Consider the following 20,591-nt stretch of genomic DNA (forward strand, 5'->3'; position numbering starts at 1 on the left):
CTCCACGCCAATCCGCTGATGGAAATGGAAGGGCTCTCCGCGACCGGAGAGCGTGACGAGGCATAGATGAAGGTGCGCCTTGTCTACGCGGCTTTCCTGCGGCTACGCCGTGGGGGCGATCATCTAGGGTGCCAGGATCGCGTCGATCGCGGCGTGCAGGTTCGGCTGCGGGCCGATGTGGTGGGGGTCGCCGGTGGGCTGGGCCGTGCCGGTCAGTTTGAGGGTGTCGCGGACCTGGGCCGGGGTGAGCACCCCGCCCGCCTGCTTGGCCACGCCCTGGAGGGCGGTCACCGCACCGGCGACGATGGCGCTGGCGCTGGAGGTGCCGTTGAAGGTACCGGTGTACAGCTTGTTCGGGTTGGTCTCCGACGGGGTCAGGTCCTGCCAGCCGGGAGTGCCCAGGGACGCGGCGCACGCGCCGTAGGCCTGGACGTCGACGCGTGAGCCGTACGTCGAGAACGACAGCGCGGTCAGCTCGGCGGCCGGGGTGGATCCGGTGCAGTTCGTCCCGCCGGGGCTGGGCGGCGCTCCGGCCCCGATCATGACGGCGCCGGAGTCGGGACGGCCCATGATGGTGGTTGCGTAGGCGTCGGTCGGGTCGTCGAGGTTGTTGCCGCCGTTGCCCGCCGCCTCGACCACGGTCACCCCGGCCGCGGTGGCCAGCACCGTCTGGTCGTAGACGCTGCTGTCCAGTTCCCACGGATACCAGCGGCCGGAGGAGCCCACCTGGACCTCGTACAGGATCACGCCGCCCGGGCCGGAGTGCGCGGTGGCGTAGGCGACGGCGTCCGGTACGGCGGTGCCGGACAGGTGCAGCGTGGCGTGCGGCGCGATGCCCGCCAGGCCGAGCCCGTTGTCGTCCTGGGCGCCGATGATCCCGGCGGCGGCGGTGCCGTGGCCGACCGAGGAGTCGGTGGAGCAGGGGTCGCCGAACAGGGCGGGCACCTGGACCACCCCGCCGGTGGCGACGCGCCCGGCGAAGTCCTCGTGGCACATGTTCCAGTGGTTGGTCACCCCACTGAGCTGGACCGGGCTGGTCCGGGTGGTGGTGGTGCCGTCACCGAGCCGTCCACTGCCGTTGGCACCCCAGACGTAGAACCACTGGCCGAGCTTGCCGACGGTGTGCGCCAGGCCCGCCGCGACCGTCTCGGCGGCCAGGGAGGTCGCCACCGGGGTGGTGGAGTCGGTGGTGGTGCCGTTGCCGAGCTGCCCCTGGGCGTTGTCGCCCCAGGTGTAGGTCGCCGAGGAGGTCGACGTCGTCGTGGCGACGCTGTGCAGGGAGCCGGCGGAGATACCGCTGACATTGGTCAGGCCGGACACCGCGACCGGGGAGAGCCGGTCGACGGTGGTGCCGTCGCCGAGCTGTCCCTGGCTGTTGTCGCCCCAGGACTTGACCGTGCCGCCGGAGACCAGGGCGAGCACGTGCTCGCCGCGGCTGCTGACCTGACCGACGCCGGTCAGGCCGGGGACGGCGACCGGGGAGATTCGGTCGGTGGTGGTGCCGTCGCCGAGCTGTCCCTGGCTGTTGTCGCCCCAGGCCTTGACCGTGCCGTTGGCGAGCACCACGACGGAGTGGGCGGCTCCCGCCGCGACGGAGCCGGGCCCGGTGGACACGCCCGTGAGCCCGGGGACGGTGATCGCGATGGGGGAGTCGGAGCCCGCGTAGCCGAGCTGGCTCTGGCTGTTGTCGCCCCACGCCCGCACGGTGCCGTTCGACAGTACGGCCAGCACGTGGCCGGGGCCCGCGCTCACGCCCACCGCGTTGTAGATTCCGGCGACCTGCACCGGCACCGAACTGTCGGTGAGGGTGCCGTTACCGAGCTGACCCTGGCTGTTGTCGCCCCAGGTCCACACGGTGCCGTCGGACTTCAGCGCGACCGAGTAGCCGTTGCCCGCCGAGACGGCGGCGACGCCTGACAGGCCGGGGACCCGAACCGGGACCTTCTTGGTGGTGGTGTTGCCGATGCCGAGCTGACCCTGGGCGTTGTCACCCGAGGCCCACACCTCGCCGAGCACCGGGGTCCACGTCACCATCAGCGAGTGGTCGTTTCCGGCGGCGATCGTCTGCGGTCCGTACAGCGGGGTCACCGTTGACTGGACCTCGATGTCGGTGACGGTGATGCCGTCGCCCTTGCCTCCCGGCTGGGCGTTGGCGTAGTCGGCGTCGAGCCCTCCGCCTTGGACGGAGCCGGTCGCGTTGCGGTACTTCTGGTGCGTGCGCAGCGGCTCGGTTGGCGCTGCCGGAATGGGCCTGGCCTGGGCGATCTCCACCGACGGCAGGGCGTTCAGGTCGCTCAGCAGCGCCTCGATGCCCTGCGGCACGGTGACGACGAACCAGGAGTTCAGGTCGGGCAGCTCGCGGCCGGTGCTTTTCTCCAGCTGGAGCCGCTGCTGGGTGACCTTCGTCTCGGGGGTGGATGACAGCGGCCTGATCGACGCGCCCTTGTACTTGGCCAACACCCGCTGGATCTCGGAGGCGTCGGCGCTGTCCTCCGCGACCAGCTTGTGGTCGCGCAGCCGTACAGTCCGGTCGGACCTGAACTTCACCGACAGCTCGGTCGTGGAGAACCCCTTGGGCAGCGGCCCGTGGGTTCCCGGCGCGACGCCCTTCTCCTTGCCGTGGTCGTAGGCCGGGGCCGGTTCGGCCGCGGCCGGTCCCGCCGAGACCACGCCGGACAGCGTGCCGACGGTCACGGCGAGCAGGGCGGCGGCGAGCCGCCGTCGTGACGATGGAAAATCTCTGCGATTCCGGGAAGCGGAATGGACGGACAAAAAATTCTCCTCTTGTCTCTTTCACGCCGCGCGAGTTCAGAGCCTTACGATCGGTGACTTCGGGCATGCCGAAGAACAGCGGCGTGTTCCCCCGAACAGGTCGATCCGAGGTGCCGCAAGCCCTGTTACCCGCACAATCGGCGTGTCATGAAAACAATGGACCCGACGAGTCAGCATAGGCTGATCACCCATACGAAAATCAACCCGTAAATTGATTTATACGGTCGGCCATTAGATGGGCGCACGGAGTCATTGCGCCGATTCACGGCAGGGCCCGTCCTGTCGCTGAAAAGTTGATTTCCGTGCGCTTGACAGCGATCGGGGAACATCATAGAAATGACGGCCCCCCGATGCCCGCCCACCCGCTGCGCCCCGTGTCTGCCCTGGTCGTCATGTGTCAGCACGTTGCGGGAGGTACGGCTCCCGCGGCGAACGGCCTTTTATTTCACCATTATTGAAAGTTTTCACGGATCGCGTGCCCCCCTTGAGGGAGGGGCACTCCAACGAGGCGGGTGATTTCCGATACAGAATGGAGTCCGAATGAAACGCCCAGTGAAATAGGACGCCGGGGAACGTGCTGGACGGAAAACGCCCTTACCGCACCGCGGGAGCGAAACCGGAAACCCTCGGGGAGTGAATGTGACACGTCGAACACCGGGTGTAACCCCGCTGCGCGGACATCACACCGGACATCGTTCGAAGGAGTGCGGAAAAACCGGCTGAACATGCCGAAGAGAATCGCCGGAACGGCAACGGCGCACCGGCGGGCGGCAGGCCGTACCGGCGCCCGGACGGTCACGGTCATGGCGGAGGTAAGCGCTCACCGCACCAAGGTGTGTTTCCCGGATCAGGCGGTAATCGTCGATCACTCCTGGACCCGGCTTGGGTGCCCTCGTGATCGGGACCGCTCTTGACTCGGGGGCCCAAGCCCGCGACGCCGTCAGGCGTCGCAAAGGAACACGGCTAGCGGAGGCCGGCGAGGGTGGCGACTCTCAGGCCGGTGTGGAGTTCGCGGCGGGTCCGGCCGTCGGACAGATCATCCTGGATGATCTCGTGGATCCGGCCGAGCCGGTAGTACAGCGTGCTGCGATGGATGACCAGCACCCGGGCGGTCTCCTGGGCGTCGGCGCCGTTGTCGAGGTAGGCCTCCAAGGTCTCCACCAGTTTCGCGCCCGAGGGGGCCTCAAGGAGCCGCCGGACGGCCGGGGGGAGGTCGTCGAGGGTGAGGGAGTCGAGGGGGAGCTGGATGAGCAGGCGGTCCAGGCCCAGGTCGTCCCAGTGGGCTGAGTGGCCGTAGTGGGCCGGGTCGGCGGTCGCGGCGCGACAGGCCATGACGGCCTCGCGGTAGGACTCGTGCACCTGTGCCAGAGAGTCACGAGGGCCGCCCGCCCCGGCCCGCAGTGACTCAAGCCCGGGACGTCTGAGCAGGCTGGCGAGCTTGCCGGCCTTGACGGGACGGGGGATGACCAGCACTCCCTCGTCACCGAGGACCGCGCCGCACGCCTTCAGCGAGGTCAACCTGACGATCACCGACAGCCCTTGCTCGACCGCGAGCCGGGGGCCGCTCGCGGAGCGCGCCGTGGGGTGGGCCGGCCTGAAGATCATCACGGCGTATCTGGCGGCGGAGCTGAGCATCCCGGAGTCGACGAGCTCGGCCGCGGCCGCGGCGCGCTGGGAGGGCTCCGCCGACAACAGGCCGACCAGCAGGCGGCGCGAGTCCTCGGAGGTCTGGCGGCGCTGGAGGCTGCGCAGGGCCAGCAGCGCGCCGATCTCGGACTCCATCGGGGCCAGGGCCGTCCGGTGCTGGGCCTCCAACTCCTCGTCGGGGGTGTCGCCGATGTAGGCGATGTAGCCGACGAGGTGCCGGTCGAGCCAGACCGGGTAGATCACCCGGGCGGGCATCCCCTCGTGCGGGGGCAGCCGTACCGGGGAGTGCGCCCTGCGGACCTGGTGGGCGGCGATCATCTCCTGGGCCCGGGCGCTCGCCTTGCGCGACAGGATCACCGACTTGCGGGCCTCGTCCACGTCGTTGGCGTGGACGCTGAACGCCACGAGGTTCAGGTCGTCGTCGTAGAGCACGACCGGGACGTCGAGCTGCTCCGCGAGTGTCTGGATCATGTCGTCGAGGCTCATGTCACCCCTCCCGCGCCGACACCGTTCTGGCGGCGCTCCGACGCCGTCCCGGTGCCGCTCCGAGATCGTTCCGGCGGCGTTCCGACACCGTGTCGGACTCCTACCCCGGAGATTAGTTCACCTGTAGCGAGACGCCACCCGGATACCGCGGCGTAACCTCCTCTAAACGCCGATTTAACCCCCTCTGACCTGGGTTGCTGCCGTGATTAGGAGCGTTTCAGTGAGCCAATGTGATTTCGCGTCGGTCTCCGGCCACCTGTTCTCCGACGGGTGGCGTCCCGGTGGCGCCGGGACCGCGGACGTGCTGGAGGTGGCGACCGGCGAGCGCATCGGCGAGATCGGCCTGGCCGACGAGGCGGACGTCGAGCGGGCCGGGGCGAGCGCGTCGGCCGCTCAGCGCGAATGGGCCCGCGCCTCCTTCAGGGAGCGCATCGCCGTGATGGTCAGGGCGGCCCAGGCGCTGGAGTCCATGCGGGCCGACATCGTGGAGACGATGATCCGGGAGACCGGCGGCATCCGGTCCAAGGCCGAGCAGGAGGTGACCAAGGCCCTGGACGAGCTGCGGTCGGCGGCCGGTCTGGCCGATCAGCCGTACGGCCAGCTGCTGCCGCACGAGGACCCGTCCACGCTGAGCATGGCCAGGCGCGTCCCGGTCGGCGTCGTCGGGGTGATCGCGCCCTGGAACGCTCCACTGATGCTCGCCATCCGTTCCGTCGCCCCGGCGCTGGTGCTCGGCAACGCCGTACTGCTCAAGCCGGACATCAAGACGTCCCTGAGCGGAGGCGTCGCCCTCGCCCGCGTGTTCGAGGCCGCGGGACTGCCCGCCGGGCTGCTGCACGTTCTGCCGGGCGGCCCGGAGACGGGCGAGGCCGTCGTGCGCTCCCCGCACACGTCGGTCATCTCCTTCACCGGGTCCTCCGCCACCGGCAAGCGAGTCGGCGAGATCGCGGGCGGCCTGCTCAAGCGGGTGGTGCTTGAGCTGGGCGGCAACAACGCCTTCATCGTCCTGGACGACGCCGACCTGGACGCCGCCGTCAACAACGCGGCCTGGGGCTCGCTGCTGCACCAGGGCCAGATCTGCATGGCGACGGGCCGCCACCTCGTGCACGAGCGGATCGCCGACGAGTACGTCGAGCGACTCACCAAGCACGCCGCCTCCCTCGTCATGGGCGACCCGAAGCGCCCCGAGGTGCGGGTCGGGCCGCTCATCGACGTCCGCCAGGCGACCAGGGTGCACGACATCGTCACCGCCTCGATCGCCTCCGGCGCCGTGCTCAGCACCGGCGGCTCCCACGACGGGCCCTTCTACCGGCCGACCGTGCTCGACCGGGTCTCGCCGGAGGACCGCGCGTTCACCGACGAGATCTTCGGCCCGGTCATCCCGGTGACCAGGTTCGCCTCGGACGAGGAGGCGGTACGGCTCGCGGGCCTGACCGCGTACGGCCTGTCCGCCGCGATCCACACCCGGACCATGTCACGTGGGCTCGCCATCGCCGAGCGGCTGCGCACCGGAATGGTCCACATCAACGGCCAGACCATCAACGACGCCGCGCACATCCCGATGGGCGGCATGGGCGCCTCCGGCAACGGCGGCCGCTACGGCGGCCACTGGAACCTGGACGAGTTCACCTACTGGCAGTGGGTCACCGCCCGTCCGACCCCGCCCGCCTACCCCGTCTGATCACCCGAGAATCCCCGACAGAGGTGCCGACATGAGGATCACCGTCGACGAGACGCGCTGCGAGGGCTACGGCTTCTGCGCCGAGGCCGCTCCCCACCTGCTCGAACTCGATGACGAGGGCGAGCTGACGGTCCTGTCCGAGGAGGTCTTGCCGGACGAGGCCGCGAACGCGGAGGCCGCGGTGCGCGTGTGCCCGGTCGCCGCGCTGAGGCTGCAGCAGTGACCGAGGACATCCGGGACGTCGTGATCGTCGGCGGCTCGATCGCCGCCGTGACCGCCGCCGACGCGCTGCGTCAGCACGGGCACGAGGGCTCGATCACGATCGTCAGCGATGAGCCGTACACCCCCTACGTACGGCCGCCGCTGTCCAAGGGGATGCTGAAGGGCACCGAGACCGAGGAGTCGGTCTTCATGGCGCCGCCGCGTCCCGACATCGACTTCCGCGTCAAGACCCGCGCCGTCGGCCTCGACCTCGAACGGCGGCGGGTGCTGCTGGACGGCGGCGAGGAACTCCCCTACGACGGCCTGGTCGTGGCCTCGGGGGCGCGGGCCAGGCGGCTCGGGCCGCCGGAGGCGGGCGAGCTGGTGGTGCGCGACCTGGACGACGCGCTGCGCCTGCGCGCCGCGTTCGCCGGAGCGGGCTCGCTGGTCGTCGTCGGCGGCGGGTTCCTCGGCATGGAGATCGCCTCGACAGCGCGCGGGCTCGGCCTCGACGTCACCGTCGTCGACCGGGATCCCCCGCTGGTCCGGCAGTTCGGCGGCTTCCTGGCCGAGCACATGACGCGGGCCGCCGTGGACGAGGGAGTACGGCTCGTCCGCTCCCCGGGCGCGGTCGAGCTCGTCGGGGGAAACCCGGTCACCGCGGTGCGGACGGCCGACGGGCTGCTGCTGGAGGCCGACGTGGTCGTCAGCGCGGTGGGCGACCTGCCCAACGTCGAATGGCTGGCGGGCTCGGGACTCGGCGGCCCCGAGGGGCTGCTCGTCGACGACCGCTGCCGGGTCGCGCCGGGCGTCGTCGCCGCAGGGGACGTCGTCACCCGCGTCAGCGAGCGCACCGGCAGGCCCAGACGCTCCCCGCACTGGGGCAGCGCGATCGACCAGGCACGGGCCGCCGCTCAGGCCCTGCTCAAGGGGGACGAGGCCCCTGTCTACCGCCCGGCGCCGTACTACTGGACCGAGCAGTGGGGCCTCGACATCAAGATCTGCGGCCGGATCCTGCCGGGGGCGATCCCGGAGGTCCTCAGCGGATCACTCGACGAACGCACCGCCCTCGTCCGGTGGACCCACGACGGCGTCCCCGTGGCCGCCGCAACCGTGAACCATCGCATGCCCGTGGTCAAACTGCGCAGGCTCGCGACCGCGAGCTGACCCAGGACCCGAATCCCGGCCCGAAGCCGAATGACGGCCCGAAACCGGACCCAGGACCTGAGACACGGCCCGAAACCGGACCCAGGACCCCGGCCCTGATCCGGGCCGAACACCGGGCCACCCCCCACAGTTCCCCTAAGGAGCACAGCATGACCGGCACCCCGGAAGGTCCCTCCCTGGACCTCGACCTGTTCAGCGACGACGCCCTGACCGACCCGTTCCCCGGCTACCAGCTCATCCGCGACACCGCCCCCGCCGTCTACCTGCCCCACTACGGCTCCTGGGCCATGGGCCGGTACGCCGACGTGCGGGCCGCCCTGTCGGACTGGGAGTCCTTCAGCTCCGCCCAGGGCATCGGCCTCAACGACCTGGCCAACGCCGCCACCCAGGGCATGATCATCGCCACCGACCCGCCCGAGCACGACAAGCTCCGCAACGTGCTGGCCTCCAGGCTGTCGCCGAAGGCGATCAGGAACCTCAGGGAGGACATCGAGCGCAGGGCCGACGAACTCGTCGAGCCGCTCGTCGCCGCGGGGAGCTTCGACGCGGTCAACGACCTCGCGCGCGCCTTCCCCATCTCCATCGTCCTTGACCTGATCGGCCTGCCCCAGGACGGACGCGACAAGGTGCTCGGCTGGGCCGACGCCGCCTTCTCCGCCAGCGGGCCGCCCGGACCGCGCACCGACGCCGCCTTCCCGCTCCTGCAGGACCAGCTCGCCTACCTGTCGAGCATCCAGCCCGACCAGCTGACGCCGGGCAGCATGGGCCGTGCGATCTACGACGCCGCCGCGGCCGGAGAGATCCGCCAGGAGTCCTGCGTCCCGCTCATGTCGGCCTACGTCACCGCAGGGCTCGACACGACGATCAACGCGATCAGCAACGCGGTCTGGCACTTCGCCCAGCACCCCGAGCAGTGGGACCTCGTCCGCCAGGACCCCTCCCTGATCCCCAGCGCGTTCAACGAGGTGCTGCGCATCGAGGCACCGGTGCAGTTCTTCTGCCGGGTCGCCACCCGCGACGTGGAGGTGGACGGTCAGAGGCTGGCCGCCGGGTCCCGCGTGATGATGCTGTACGCCTCGGCCAACCGCGACGAGCGCAAGTGGGAGGACCCCGCCCGCTTCGACGTCACGCGCAACCCGGTGGACCACCTCACGTTCGGCTACGGCATGCACGGCTGCGCCGGCCAGGGCCTGGCCCGCCTTGAGGGCCACTCGATCCTCGGCGCGCTGGCGCGGCGGGTCGAGCGCTTCGAGGTCGGCACGCCGGTCCGGCGCATCAACCAGCTCATCCGCGGACTCGACGCGCTGCCCGCCACCGTCGTCGCGGCCGCCTGAGACCGACGAAAGGCCGAAACAGCATGCGCGCAGCGTGGTTCACCGAACCGGGACGGATCGGGGTCAAGGACCTGCCGGAACCGGAGGTCGTCGATCCGGGCGACGTCGTCGTCGACATCCTCTACGCCGGGATCTGCGGCTCGGACCTGTGGACCTTCCGCGGGCTCGTACCGCACGGCGAAGGCGGCATCGGGCACGAGTTCATCGGCAGGGTGCGGGAGGTGGGGCAGGACGTCACCACTCTGAGCCCCGGTGACGTCGTCATCGCGCCGTTCCTGTTCTCCGAGGGCGGGTGCGAGGAGTGCCTGCGCGGTCTGCAGCCGCTCTGCGCGCATGCCGGGATCTGGGGCAAGGACTGGGCGGGCGCGCAGGCGGAGGCCATCCGCGTGCCGTACGCCGACGTGACGCTCGTCAAGCTTCCCTGGCCGGAGGCGGAGATCGACGACGATCTCGCCCGCGGGCTGATCCCGCTGTGCGACGTCTTCGCGACCGGTACGCACGGCGTCGTCCTCGCCGGGGTCGAGAGCGGCGAGACCGTCGCGGTGATCGGCGACGGCGCGGTCGGCATCTCCGCCGCGATGGCCGCGGCCCGTGCCGGGGCCGCCCGGGTGCTCCTGCTCGGCGAGCGGCCGGATCGGCTGAAGGTCGCGGAGGCGGCCGGAGCGCGGACGCTGCTCGTCTCACGGGACGAGTCGCCGGTCGAGGCCGTACGGGACCTGCTCGACGGACGTCTGCCTGACCGGGTCGTCGAGTGCGTCGGCATGCAGGCGGCCTTCGACACCGCGCTCGACGTCGTCCGCCCTGCCGGTTCGGTGGGATTCGTCGGCGTCCCCCACGGGGTGTCGCAGATCGCACCGATGCGGCTGTTCGGGCGGCAGGTACGGCTCGCGGGCGGGGTCGCCCCGGCACGCCACTACCTGCCCGGCCTGATCGACGACGTCGTCGGCGGCCGGCTCGACCCGTCACCGCTGGTCGACCGGGTCCTCGGGATCGAGGACATCGCCGAGGGCTACGCCGAGATGGACCAGGGGACGGCGCTCAAGGCGATCCTCCGGATGACCTGACCCACCCCGACACCCCCCGATTTCACAGTTCGCGGTGCCACGGGCGCCGACGGGCCATGCCGCCGTGTCCTCATCGGCATGCCCGTCGCGCCCGGGCCGTACAGAGCCGTACAGAGCAGACAGTCGTGCGGAGCACGCAGAGGAAGGAGTCGCAGATGGCGACCAAGCCCAGGGTCACGATCCTCGGCGCCGGGATCGGAGGTCTCACCCTGGCGCTGGAACTCCACAGGGTGGGGGTCGAGTGCGTGGTGCTGGAGGCCGCCCCGAACCTGGGCGCCCTCGGCGTGGGCATCAACCTGCTCCCGCACGCGACCCGCAACCTGTCGCGGCTCGGTCTCCAGGAGGCCCTCACCGCCGTCGCCGTGACCACCAGGGAGTCGGCGTTCTTCAACCGGTTCGGTCAGCTGATCGCCACAGAACCGGCGGGAAGGCACGCGGGTTACGACTGGCCGCAGTTCTCCATCCACCGCGGTGACCTGCAGCAGGTCCTGCTCGGCGCCGTTCGCGACCGGCTCGGCCCCGACGCCGTACTGCTCGGCCACCGCGGCGTCCGCGTGACCCAGGACGAGCGCTCGGCCACCGTCCACGTCGAGCACCCGGACGGCTCCACCTCGGAGGTCAGGAGCGACGTCGTCGTCGGCGCCGACGGCGTCCACTCGGTGGTGCGCAGGCAGTTCCACGGCGACGTCGCCCCGCGCTACACGGGATACATGATGTGGCGCGGCACCACCGTCTGGCCGCGCTTCCTGACCGGGGCGAGCATGGTCAGGGCCGGATGGCTGGCCACCGGAAAGATGGTGATCTACCCGATCCGCGACGACGTCAACGACCGGGGAGACCAGCTGGTCAACTGGGTCGCGGAGGTCGAGGCCCCGATCGGGGACGCCCGTGACTGGAACCGCCCCGGACTGGTCGACGACTTCATCGGACCCTTCGCCGACTGGCACTTCGACTGGCTGGACGTGCCCGCGATGATCCGGGCCGCCGACGCGGTGCTGGAGTACCCCATGGTCGACCAGGACCCGCTCGGCCACTGGACCGAGGGCCGCGTCACCCTTCTCGGCGACGCGGCACACCCGATGGTGCCGCGCGGTTCGAACGGCGCGGCCCAGGCCATCCTGGACGCCCGCGTCCTGGCCGCCCGCCTCGCCGGTGACGGGGACCCGTACCGGGCGCTGCGCGCCTACGAGGAGGAGCGGCTGCCCGCGACCTCCCGTGTCGTGCTGACCAACCGGGCCAACCCGCCGGACGCCCTGCTGCGGGAGGTCTACGAGCGCACCGGGGACCGGCCCTTCGAGCGTGTCGGCGACGTGATCACCCCCGAGGAGATCAGGCGGCTCAGCGAGGGCTACCAGGCCGTCGCGGGGTTCTCCCATTCCGCCCTCGCCCGCTCCTGACCCGCCAGACCCAGACAACCACTCCAGACAACCATGAGGGGGAAAACCATGGGCATCACCGACATCACTCACGCTCGCGGCGCCATGACCGGTGACAGATACCGCGAGAGCCTCGACGACGGACGGGAGGTCTGGCTGGCCGGGGAGCGGGTGAAGAACGTCGCCGAACATCCCGCCTTCCGCGGGGTCGTCGACGAGTTCGCCAGGCTGTTCGACCTGCGCCTTTCCACGCCCGAGGCCGTCGAGACCAACACCTTCGTCTCCCCGGAGACGGGCAACAGGGTGAGCAGGTCGTACGCGCTGCCGAGGACCCCTGACGAGCTGCGGGCGAAGTTCGCGGCCTCCGAGTGGTGGATGCGGGAGAGCTGGGGACAGCTCGGCCGCTCGCCCGACTTCATGGCCAACGTCGTGGTCGGCCTGCACGACTATCACGACGAGCTGGAGAAGGGCAGGGCGGGCTTCGGCGCCAACGCCGTCGCCTACCACCGGTACGCCATGGAGCACGACCTCGTGCTCACCCACGCGCTCGGCGACCCGCAGATCGACCGGAGCGCGAGTCCCCTCGACGACCCCGACCTGGCGCTGCGCGTCGTCGAGGAGAACGAGCGGGGCGTCGTGATCCGTGGCGCCAAGCAGCTGGCCACCCTCGCGCCGTTCTCCCACGAGGTCCTCGTCTACCTCAACGCCGTCACCGCGCAGCGCGGCGCGGAGAAGTTCGTCATCTGGTTCGCGCTGCCGATGAACGCCAAGGGCCTGAAGATCCTGTGCCGGGAGCCGCTCGGCGACCGCGGCAACGGCCACAGCCACCCGCTCGGGCGTCGGTTCGACGAGCAGGACGCGATGCTCTTCTTCGACGACGTCGAGATCCCCTGGGAGCGGCTGTTCCTCCTCGGCGACGGCATGCTCGCGCTGCGCGGGCTCAGCCGCATCAACGCCTGGAGCATGCAGAGCACCCACATCCGCTTCCACGAGCGGCTGAAGGTCTTCGTGTCCGTGGCCGCGATGCTCGCCGAGAGCATCGGGGTGAACGCCTTCCGCGGCATCCAGGAGAACGTCGGGGAGCTGATCTCCTACGCCGAGACGCTGCGCCTGGGCATCGTGGGAGCCGAGATGTCGGCAGAGCCGACCCCCGGCGGGCTGCTCGCCCCCGCGCCGAGCTACGGCCTGGGGTTCTGGTCGGCCGACGTCTCCGCGCGCGTCGTGGAGATCGTCCGCCGCATCGGCGCCTCCGGGCTGATCATGCAGCCGACCGAGGCCGACCTGGCCAGCCCCGAGCTGCGGCCGTTCCTGGAGAAGTACATGCGCGGCCACGACATCGACGTCGACCGCAAGGCACGGCTCTTCCGCGTCGCGTGGGAGCTGGTCGGGGACGGGTTCGGCTCCCGTCAGGAGCTGTACGAGTACCTGCACCGGGGGGATCCGGGCGCGGGGCGCACCCGTCTGCTGCGGACCTACGACCGCTCGTCGGTCGACGGCCGCCTCACCGAGCTCATCTCCTCCCCGCTCTCCGCCTGAGCCGCTTTCCGCCTGAGCGGGTCTTCGCCCGCGTCGCTCTCCGTCCGTGCCGTTCCCGTCCGGGGCGGCCCCGCATCCCTGGAAGAACGTCATGATCATCGATGTCCACGGCCACGTGACCGCCCCCGCGGAGCTGTACGCGTGGAAGGCCAACCTCCTGTCCCACCGCGGAGCGCACGGCGGAAAGGGCCCGTCCATCAGTGACGACCGGATCCGCGCCGTGCACTTCGAGCCGCACCCGAGCTTCGGGAACGTCTCCCACTTCGACCACATCGACGGCGCCGGGGTCGACGTCCAGCTCATCTCGCCCCGGCCGTACCAGATGATGCACAGCGAGCAGCCCGCCAAGCTCGTCCAGTGGTTCACCGAGGAGACGAACAACGTCATCCACCGCTCCTGCGAGCTGTTCCCCGGGCGGTTCAAGGGAGTCGCCGGGCTGCCGCAGAGCCCTGACCTGCGGCCGGAGGAGTGGGTCGGCGAGCTGCGCCGTACGGTGACCGAGCTGGGCTTCGTCGGCGCGCTGCTCAACCCCGACCCGCACGAGGGTACGGCGACGCCGCCCGCGCTCGGCGACCGGTACTGGTATCCGGTCTACGAGGCCCTGTGCGAGCTGGACGTGCCCGCGCTGATCCACGCCGCGGGCTGCAGGCCCCCGGCGCGCGAGCCGTACAGCCTGCACTTCATCCAGGAGGAGACGGTTGCGATCTGGAGCCTGCTGTCCTCGCAGGTCCTGCGTGACTTCCCCGATCTGAAGATCGTCGTCTCGCACGGCGGCGGGGCGATCCCGTACCAGGTCGGCCGGTTCCTGCCGTCGGGCGTCCGCGCCGGGGGCACGCCGTACCTGGAGAAGCTGCGCCGCCTGTGGTTCGACACCTGCCTGTACACCCAGGAGGCCATCGAACTGCTCGTCAAGGTCGTGGGCGTCGACCGCTGCCTGTTCGGCACCGAGAAGCCCGGCACCGGCTCCCAGATCAACCCGGAGAACGGGCGCTGGTTCGACGACATTCACCTGCTGGTCGACGACATCGACTGGCTCACCGAGGCCGAGCGTGAGGCGATCTTCAGCAAGAACGCGAGCGACCTCTTCCGCCTCTGACAGCAGGCCGGGCCCGCCTCGTACGGCGGGCCGGGCCCGCCCGGGACAGCGGGCGGGCCGAACACCGAACGAAAGGCAGACGATGGCAACCGTCGTAGCCGGAATCGGCACCTCACACGGACCACAGCTGAAGACGCCTCCAGTCCGCTGGGCGGAGCGCGGCGAGGCCGACCGCCGCAGCTCGACGCTGGAGTTCCGCGGCGGGCGCCACACCTTCGACGAGCTCAAGGCCGAGCGCGACGACTTCTCTCACGAGTGCGCGCCCGACGTCCAGTACAACCGCTGGGCGGCCTGCCAGCGGGCGATGGACCGCCTGGGCGGGCACCTGGCCGACGCGGCGATCGACGTGCTGGTCATCGTCAGCAGCGACCACAAAGAGGTCTATGACGACGAACTGCTGCCCGCCTTCGCGGTCTACTGGGGGGACGCCGTCGACCACGTTCCGTTCACCCCCGAGCAGATCGCCGCGATGCAGCCGGGACTGGGGGAGGCAGCGCTGGGCGATGTGCCCTCCAGCACTGTCACCCGTCCCTGCCATGCGGGCCTGGCCAGGCATCTGATCGAGCGCTCGGCCGAGGAGGGCTTCGACGTCGCCGCGTCGCGCTCGCTGCCCGCCGGGCGGTACGGCAACCACGGCATCCCCCACGGGTACGGCTTCATCTACCAGCGGATCATGGGCGAGACGTCGAAGGTGCCGATGGTGCCGGTCTTCGTCAACACCTTCTACGAGCCGAACCCGCCCACGGCGCGGCGCTGCCTCGACTTCGGCCGCGCTCTCGGCCGCGCTCTGGCGTCCTTCCCCGAAGACCTGCGCGTCGGGGTGGTCGCCTCCGGCGGACTGTCGCACTTCGTCATCGACGAGGACCTCGACCGGGCCTTCATCAGGGGCCTGGAGGCCGGCGACGAGCGCTATCTCGCGTCGGTCCCGGCCTCCGAGATGCGCTCGGGCAGCTCCGAGCTGCGCAACTGGATCGTCGTGGCCGGGATCGCCGCCGAGACCGGGCTGACCGTCGGCTCCGTCGACTACCAGCCCTGCTACCGGACCGAGGCCGGTACGGGCAACGCCATGGGATTCGTGACCTGGTCACCTGCCACCGAGGAGTCCGACCGATGACCCAGAACGAGACCGCCGACACGGAGACGGGGGCCATGGAGAGCGCGGGTGCCATGGAGACGGGCGCTGTGGGGGCGGGAACCGCGTCCGCCGAGGTCGCCAGGCTGCGCGCCCTCGACGCGTGCGCGATCTCCGACGCCCTCGACACCCTCGGACTGCCGGGGGCGGTGACCGTGCTGCGGCCGATGTGGGCCGCGGGGCGGGTCGTCGCAGGTGTCGTCCGGACCGTCAAGGCGGCCCCCAAGTCAGCGGCCGGACCCGCCACGCACATCGCCACCCCGCTCGTGGCCGTCGCCGACCCCGACGACGTGGTCGTCATCGACAACCACGGGCGCACCGACGTCTCCTGCTGGGGCGGCCTGCTCGCCGAGGCCGCCGCACAGCGCGGGGTCGCCGGAGTCATCGTCGACGGCGCCTGCCGGGACGTGCAGGACTGCGAGGGCGTTGACCTGCCGCTGTTCGCCCGCGCCGCCGTGACCGTCAGCGCCAGGGGCCGGATCGTCCAGGAGGCCATGGACGTGCCGATTCAGGTCGGCGGGGTCCGCGTCAGCAGCGGCGACTTCGTGATCGCCGACCGCAACGGCGTCGTCTTCGTCGCCCGGCATGAGATCGGGCGCGTCCTGGGCCTCGCCGAGCGCATCGCGGCCCGCGAGGCCGACATGGCGCGGGCCGTACGGTCCGGCCGCAGCGTCATCGACGTCATGCACGACTCACAGTTCCCGACCATCACCGCGGAGGCGGCCCCATGACCGGCACCATCGAACAGACCGGCAGTATCGGACAGGCCGGTGCCGTCGAACAGGGCGGCATCGTTGAACAGTTCGCGGCGTTCTCCACGGCCACCGTCTCCGATGCCCTGGACCGGCTGGGCCGTACGGGCAGCCTGCTGGGCATCGCCCCGCTCGGGCCGGGGCAGAAGATGACCGGCCGCGCCTACACCGTCCGCTACGTGTCGGCGAGCACGCCGCCGGGCACCGTCGGGGACTACCTCGACGACGTGCCCGCCGGAGGGGTGGTCGTGCTCGACAACGACGGCCGCACCGACTGCACCGTCTGGGGCGACATCCTCACCGCCGTCGCGCACGCCCGGGGCATCGCCGGGACCGTCATCGACGGTGTCTGCCGCGATGTCCACCGGGCGCTCGACCTCACCTACCCCGTCTACAGCCGGGGCCGGTTCATGCGCACCGGCAAGGACCGTGTCGAGGTCGCCGAGGTCCAGGGACCGGTGAACATCGGCGGGGTGCAGGTCCGCCCCGGCGACCTGATCGTTGGAGACCAGGACGGGGTCGTCGCCATCCCGCGGGATTGCGAGGAACAGGTGCTCGCGGTCGCCAAGGAGATCGCCGAGCGCGAGGAGAACATCCTGCGCATGGCGCTGGCCGGGGCGTCCATCGCCGAGGCCCGCGCCGCCTATGGGTACCACAACCTGCAGCGAAAGGCCGAGTCGTGACCGGGCAGAGCCCCGTGGGCGTTTCGAAGGACCTCTCCGCCGCCGCTCCGGGTGAGGACCCGGTGGACGTGCCGACGGTTGTCTCGGTGGCTGTCCCAGTGGCTGTCCCAGTGGCCGTCTCAGTGGCTGTCTCAGTGGCCGTTTCGGTGGCCGAGGTGCTGGCGATGGGGTCGGCGACCCTGTACGAGGCGTCCGGGCTGGGCTGCGACCTCGATCCCGCCTTCCGGCCCGCCTGGGCCGGAGCCAGGCTCGCGGGGCGGGCACTGCCCGTCCAGGCCGCGGCCGGGGACAACCTTCCGCTGCACTGGGCCCTTGAAGCGGCCCGTCCGGGTGACGTCCTCGTGGTGGACGCGGGCGGCGCCCCCTTCGGCTACTGGGGCGAGGTCCTGGCGGTGGCCGCGCAGCGGCGAGGCGTGGCCGGTCTGGTGATCGACGGTGGCGTCCGTGACACCGACCGCATGCGCGCCCTGGACTTCCCGGCGTTCAGCACGCACATCGCGATCCGGGGGACCGGCAAGGAATGGCCCGGCACGATCGGGTCCCCGGTCATCATGCGCGGCCGGGTCGTCCACCGCGGCGACCTCGTCGTGGCGGACGAGGACGGGATCGTCGTCCTGCCCGCCGCGTCCGTGGACGGCGTCCTGGAGGCGGCCCGGCAACGGGTGGCCAAGGAGGACGTCTTCATGCGGCGCCTGCGGGAGGGGGAGCTCACCCTTGACCTCTACGGGTTCCGCGGCCTCGGGAACCCGCTGGTCGCCGAGCTTCCGGAGGACGTGGCGGTGGCCGCGGAGCGGGCGGGGGGTGCCCCGTGAACGCGCGGGCGAACGCCGTACCGGATGCCGCCGTCCTCGCGAACTCCTTCCGGCACGCCGCCGGTCGTTTCGCCTCCGGCGTCACCGTGGTGACGACCCGCAACGGCGACCACCTCTACGGCATCACCGCGACCTCGTTTGTCTCGCTCTCCCTGAGCCCGCTGCTGGTGGCCGTGTCCATCAACTCCAACAGTCCTTTCCTGGACGAGGTGAACTCGGCGGGCTGCTTCGCCGTCAGCGTGCTGGCGAGCGGCCAGCGGGATGTGTCGCAGTATTTCTCCACACGTGGCAGGGGCCGCGCGGAGGGCGCCTTCCCCGGAGTCGTCACCCGCACGGAGCGGACCGGCGCCCCCGTCGTCTCCGCCTGCCTGAGCTGGTTCGACACCCGGCTGCACGCCATTCTCCCCGGCGGGGACCACCAGATCCTGATCGGTGAGGTGGTGGCCGCGGGCGGTACGGAGAACGGTACGGCCGGGCCGGGAGGGAACGCGGAGAACGGGCCGTTGCTGTACTGGGCGGGCGGTTACCGGCGGCTCGACCCCGCCGACGAGGGCACTCCCGACACCGGGATCGGGACGTTCGCCGACGCCTTGTCCGCGCGCCTGCACGAGGACGGTCTGTCGCCGAGCGAGCTGATCGAGGCCCAGCGCGCCCTCGAACCGGCCGCCGCGGAACTGGCGGCCTTCCGGCGGTCGCCCGAGGGCCTTACGGCGCTGCGTGAGGCCATCGACGGCTCCCGCGTGGCCGCGTCGGTCCCGGAGCGCTTCACCGAGGAGTCGGTACGTTTCCACGCGGCCCTGGGTACGGCCAGCGGCAACCCCGCCATCGCGGCCTCGCTACAGTCCCTCGCCCGCTCCCGCCACGCCCACTACTCGACCGGCACCAACCCCCAGGCGACCCGGCGGGCCCTCGCCGCGCACCAGGAGATCTACGACGCGATCGCCGCGGGTGACGCGGTGCGGGCCAGGGAGGCGATGACCGCACACCTGGCCGTGGTCGGCAGGCGCCTGTGCTGCCCGGCGGAACCCGCACCGGCCGTCTCGACGAGCCCGACGAAGGAGTCATGACATGTCTGTCGAGAGTGCACCCGACGGTGTGCGCTCCGCCCTCACCGCCTGGCTCTGACGATCACGTGCCCTGGTTCGAGACCCACGTTCCCTGGTTCGAGGTCTATGCGCCCGGGCTCTGACGATCACGTGCTCTGGTTTGAGGACCACGTGTCCTGGTTCGAGGCTCCGCCCGTCCTCCGTAAGGTTCCGTGGCCCGTGCGGGCCCGTGAACACGGGTCTGCGTGAGGTCCGGTGAAACGCGGCCTCGGTGAGGTCGCGGGAGTCCTCCGCGCTGAGGGCGGGCGGAGCGCGTCGTTGCGGCCGTCAGTCCGTCAGCTCAGGGCCATCCACAGGGCGGGGGTGGTGAGCGGCTCCCCGCCGTCGGAGGAGGAGTGGGCCTGGACACACTTGTAGGTGGTGCCATAGTGGGTGACCAGATCGCCGACTTTGTAGGCGCGCGACGCCGACCAGGACGGCCACACGATGCCCGGGTCGGTTGCGTGCGTTGGGCGGGAACCGCCGACGGGGGCGGCCAGGGCAGCCATGGCGGCATACAGGCCGATGCCCAGGAAAATCGTTGTGAAGAGCGCGATGGCGGATGTCGCGCGGTCTGATTTCATGTGACTCCTCGGGAGAGGGGAAAAGGAGAACGAGCGTCCCCACATTGCCCTGGGCTCACCTGGCGTGAGGAGCCCTCGCTTTTGCATATCCCGGTTGTATGGACCGCATACGGCGCCGCCGCGTGCCCGCGAACTTCGTGCGAACTCCGCCGGCCCGGGAACGTGAACCGGCCGTCAGGAGTGCCGGTCGTGCTGGTCGCACCGACCGTACTGGCCGTGTTGGTCATGCTGGTCAGCGCGGCGGGCGGCCAGACGCTCCGGGTCAGGCCAGTGCACGCCGTACGCCCAGCGTGCCCGCTCGAACCAGCGGATCAGTCGGGCGCTCGGGTCGAGCTGCCCCCTGAGCACCCCGTGCCTGGCGCAGGTCGGTTCGACGTGGTGCCAGTTGTGCCAGCCCTCGCCGAGCGTCAGCATCGCGACCCACCGCACGTTGGACGAGCGATCCCTGGTCGTGAACGGGCGCTCGCCGAAGGTGTGCGAGACGGAGTTCACCGACCACGTGACGTGGTGCACCACGGCGTAGCGGACCAGGCCGCCCCAGAAGAAGGCGCTCAGCGCGCCTGCCCACGACATCGACCACAGCCCGCCCGCCGCGGTGGGAAGCGCGAACGACAGTGCGGCGACGGCGGGGTAGGCGGCATCGAAGCGCCGCACGTCCGGGTCGGCCAGCAGATCGGGCACCCAGTGCGCGCGGCTTGAGCGGTGACGCGCGGTGTAGAACCAGCAGACATGGGCGTGCGCCATGCCGCGCAGCAGCGCCAGGCCGCTGTCGCCGTAACGCCACGGCGAGTGCGGGTCGCCGTCGCGGTCGGCGTACTTGTGGTGGCGGCGGTGCTCGGCCGCCCACAGTGTGACCGGTCCCTCGACCGCCATGCCGCCCGCCAGCATCAGGGCGATCCGCAGCGGCCTGCGGCACCTGAAGGATCGATGGGTGAGGAGCCTGTGGTAGCCGATGGCGATCCCGAAGATGCTGACGAGGTACATCACGATCGCGATGACCACGTCGCGCAGGCCGACGCCCCACCCCCACGCGGCGGGCAGGGCCAGGGCCAGGAGCAGCAGGGGGAGCAGCACGAGGACGACTAGGTACGCGGTGCGGCGGCCCATGGTGACCGCGACCGTCTCCGTCGCGCCCGGGGCGGGTCGCGGGACGGGCGACGAGGCCACGCTGCCTCCTGCGGTC

Annotated in this window: 17 protein-coding genes; 13 read left to right on the top strand and 4 right to left on the bottom strand. The window is 71.0% G+C overall.

The window, feature by feature from the left end:
• Positions 1-123: 123 nt before the first annotated feature.
• Both AB0395_RS34070 and AB0395_RS34075 read right to left on the bottom strand, forming a co-directional pair.
• On the bottom strand, positions 124-2,694 hold the full coding sequence (locus AB0395_RS34070) for a S8 family serine peptidase (protein WP_366288121.1): 2,571 nt from the start codon (positions 2,692-2,694) through the stop codon (positions 124-126).
• A 1,041-nt stretch (positions 2,695-3,735) separates the two neighbouring features.
• Positions 3,736-4,905, bottom strand: coding sequence for a helix-turn-helix domain-containing protein (locus AB0395_RS34075; RefSeq protein ID WP_366288122.1), 1,170 nt, complete (start codon positions 4,903-4,905; stop codon positions 3,736-3,738).
• 220 nt (positions 4,906-5,125) lie between these two features.
• Between AB0395_RS34075 and AB0395_RS34080 the strand changes: the two genes are divergently transcribed.
• The 13 genes from AB0395_RS34080 to AB0395_RS34140 all read left to right on the top strand — a co-directional run bounded on the left by AB0395_RS34080 (position 5,126) and on the right by AB0395_RS34140 (position 18,806).
• Positions 5,126-6,586 (top strand): aldehyde dehydrogenase family protein, encoded by a 1,461-nt coding sequence (locus tag AB0395_RS34080; protein WP_366288123.1) that lies wholly within the window; start codon positions 5,126-5,128, stop codon positions 6,584-6,586.
• Positions 6,587-6,617: 31 nt separating this feature from the next.
• Positions 6,618-6,809: a ferredoxin gene (locus tag AB0395_RS34085; protein WP_366288124.1), complete on the top strand. Its 192-nt coding sequence runs from the start codon at positions 6,618-6,620 to the stop codon at positions 6,807-6,809.
• Positions 6,806-7,954 carry an FAD-dependent oxidoreductase gene (locus AB0395_RS34090; protein ID WP_366288125.1) on the top strand — a complete coding sequence of 383 codons (1,149 nt, stop codon included), beginning with the start codon at positions 6,806-6,808 and terminating at the stop codon, positions 7,952-7,954. The genes AB0395_RS34085 and AB0395_RS34090 overlap by 4 nt, the downstream gene beginning before the upstream one ends.
• Positions 7,955-8,103: 149 nt before the next feature.
• Positions 8,104-9,288, top strand: a complete 1,185-nt coding sequence (locus AB0395_RS34095; protein WP_366288126.1) for a cytochrome P450 — start codon at positions 8,104-8,106, stop codon at positions 9,286-9,288.
• A gap of 23 nt (positions 9,289-9,311) precedes the next feature.
• Positions 9,312-10,352: an alcohol dehydrogenase catalytic domain-containing protein gene (locus tag AB0395_RS34100; RefSeq protein ID WP_366288127.1), complete on the top strand. Its 1,041-nt coding sequence runs from the start codon at positions 9,312-9,314 to the stop codon at positions 10,350-10,352.
• A 155-nt stretch (positions 10,353-10,507) separates the two neighbouring features.
• Positions 10,508-11,749, top strand: a complete 1,242-nt coding sequence (locus tag AB0395_RS34105; protein ID WP_366288128.1) for a flavin-dependent oxidoreductase — start codon at positions 10,508-10,510, stop codon at positions 11,747-11,749.
• A gap of 48 nt (positions 11,750-11,797) precedes the next feature.
• On the top strand, positions 11,798-13,264 hold the full coding sequence (locus tag AB0395_RS34110) for a 4-hydroxyphenylacetate 3-hydroxylase N-terminal domain-containing protein (RefSeq protein WP_366288129.1): 1,467 nt from the start codon (positions 11,798-11,800) through the stop codon (positions 13,262-13,264).
• 91 nt (positions 13,265-13,355) lie between these two features.
• On the top strand, positions 13,356-14,360 hold the full coding sequence (locus tag AB0395_RS34115; RefSeq protein ID WP_366288130.1) for an amidohydrolase family protein: 1,005 nt from the start codon (positions 13,356-13,358) through the stop codon (positions 14,358-14,360).
• 82 nt (positions 14,361-14,442) lie between these two features.
• Positions 14,443-15,474: a hypothetical protein gene (locus AB0395_RS34120; RefSeq protein ID WP_366288131.1), complete on the top strand. Its 1,032-nt coding sequence runs from the start codon at positions 14,443-14,445 to the stop codon at positions 15,472-15,474.
• Complete coding sequence (locus AB0395_RS34125; protein WP_366288132.1) at positions 15,471-16,223, top strand: 4-carboxy-4-hydroxy-2-oxoadipate aldolase/oxaloacetate decarboxylase; 753 nt, start codon at positions 15,471-15,473, stop codon at positions 16,221-16,223. The genes AB0395_RS34120 and AB0395_RS34125 overlap by 4 nt, the downstream gene beginning before the upstream one ends.
• Complete coding sequence (locus AB0395_RS34130; RefSeq protein WP_366288133.1) at positions 16,220-16,927, top strand: RraA family protein; 708 nt, start codon at positions 16,220-16,222, stop codon at positions 16,925-16,927. The genes AB0395_RS34125 and AB0395_RS34130 overlap by 4 nt, the downstream gene beginning before the upstream one ends.
• 134 nt (positions 16,928-17,061) lie before the next feature.
• Positions 17,062-17,739: a 4-carboxy-4-hydroxy-2-oxoadipate aldolase/oxaloacetate decarboxylase gene (locus AB0395_RS34135; RefSeq protein WP_366288134.1), complete on the top strand. Its 678-nt coding sequence runs from the start codon at positions 17,062-17,064 to the stop codon at positions 17,737-17,739.
• Entirely contained in the window at positions 17,736-18,806 is a 1,071-nt protein-coding gene (locus AB0395_RS34140) for a flavin reductase (protein ID WP_366288135.1), read from the top strand. Before AB0395_RS34135 ends, AB0395_RS34140 begins: the two co-directional genes overlap by 4 nt.
• 314 nt (positions 18,807-19,120) lie before the next feature.
• Here AB0395_RS34140 and AB0395_RS34145 read toward each other — a convergent pair whose 3' ends face one another.
• Together AB0395_RS34145 and AB0395_RS34150 are read right to left on the bottom strand one after the other, a co-directional pair.
• Positions 19,121-19,408, bottom strand: a complete 288-nt coding sequence (locus AB0395_RS34145) for a carbohydrate-binding protein (RefSeq protein WP_366288136.1) — start codon at positions 19,406-19,408, stop codon at positions 19,121-19,123.
• A 174-nt stretch (positions 19,409-19,582) separates the two neighbouring features.
• The gene (locus tag AB0395_RS34150; protein WP_366288137.1) at positions 19,583-20,575 is read right to left on the bottom strand and encodes an acyl-CoA desaturase; all 993 of its coding nucleotides are present in this window, start codon (positions 20,573-20,575) and stop codon (positions 19,583-19,585) included.
• Positions 20,576-20,591 lie beyond the last annotated feature (16 nt).

It is taken from the genome of Streptosporangium sp. NPDC051023, assembly GCF_040689595.1.
In the GTDB taxonomy this organism is placed as follows: Bacteria; Actinomycetota; Actinomycetes; order Streptosporangiales; family Streptosporangiaceae; genus Streptosporangium.

Coding starts and splice junctions, on each gene's coding strand:
- AB0395_RS34075 (WP_366288122.1), bottom strand. CDS start 4,905: ATGAGCCTCGACGACATGATCCAGACACTCGCGGAGCAGCTCGACGTC.
- AB0395_RS34085 (WP_366288124.1), top strand. CDS start 6,618: ATGAGGATCACCGTCGACGAGACGCGCTGCGAGGGCTACGGCTTCTGC.
- AB0395_RS34095 (WP_366288126.1), top strand. CDS start 8,104: ATGACCGGCACCCCGGAAGGTCCCTCCCTGGACCTCGACCTGTTCAGC.
- AB0395_RS34100 (WP_366288127.1), top strand. CDS start 9,312: ATGCGCGCAGCGTGGTTCACCGAACCGGGACGGATCGGGGTCAAGGAC.
- AB0395_RS34105 (WP_366288128.1), top strand. CDS start 10,508: ATGGCGACCAAGCCCAGGGTCACGATCCTCGGCGCCGGGATCGGAGGT.
- AB0395_RS34110 (WP_366288129.1), top strand. CDS start 11,798: ATGGGCATCACCGACATCACTCACGCTCGCGGCGCCATGACCGGTGAC.
- AB0395_RS34115 (WP_366288130.1), top strand. CDS start 13,356: ATGATCATCGATGTCCACGGCCACGTGACCGCCCCCGCGGAGCTGTAC.
- AB0395_RS34120 (WP_366288131.1), top strand. CDS start 14,443: ATGGCAACCGTCGTAGCCGGAATCGGCACCTCACACGGACCACAGCTG.
- AB0395_RS34125 (WP_366288132.1), top strand. CDS start 15,471: ATGACCCAGAACGAGACCGCCGACACGGAGACGGGGGCCATGGAGAGC.
- AB0395_RS34130 (WP_366288133.1), top strand. CDS start 16,220: ATGACCGGCACCATCGAACAGACCGGCAGTATCGGACAGGCCGGTGCC.
- AB0395_RS34145 (WP_366288136.1), bottom strand. CDS start 19,408: ATGAAATCAGACCGCGCGACATCCGCCATCGCGCTCTTCACAACGATT.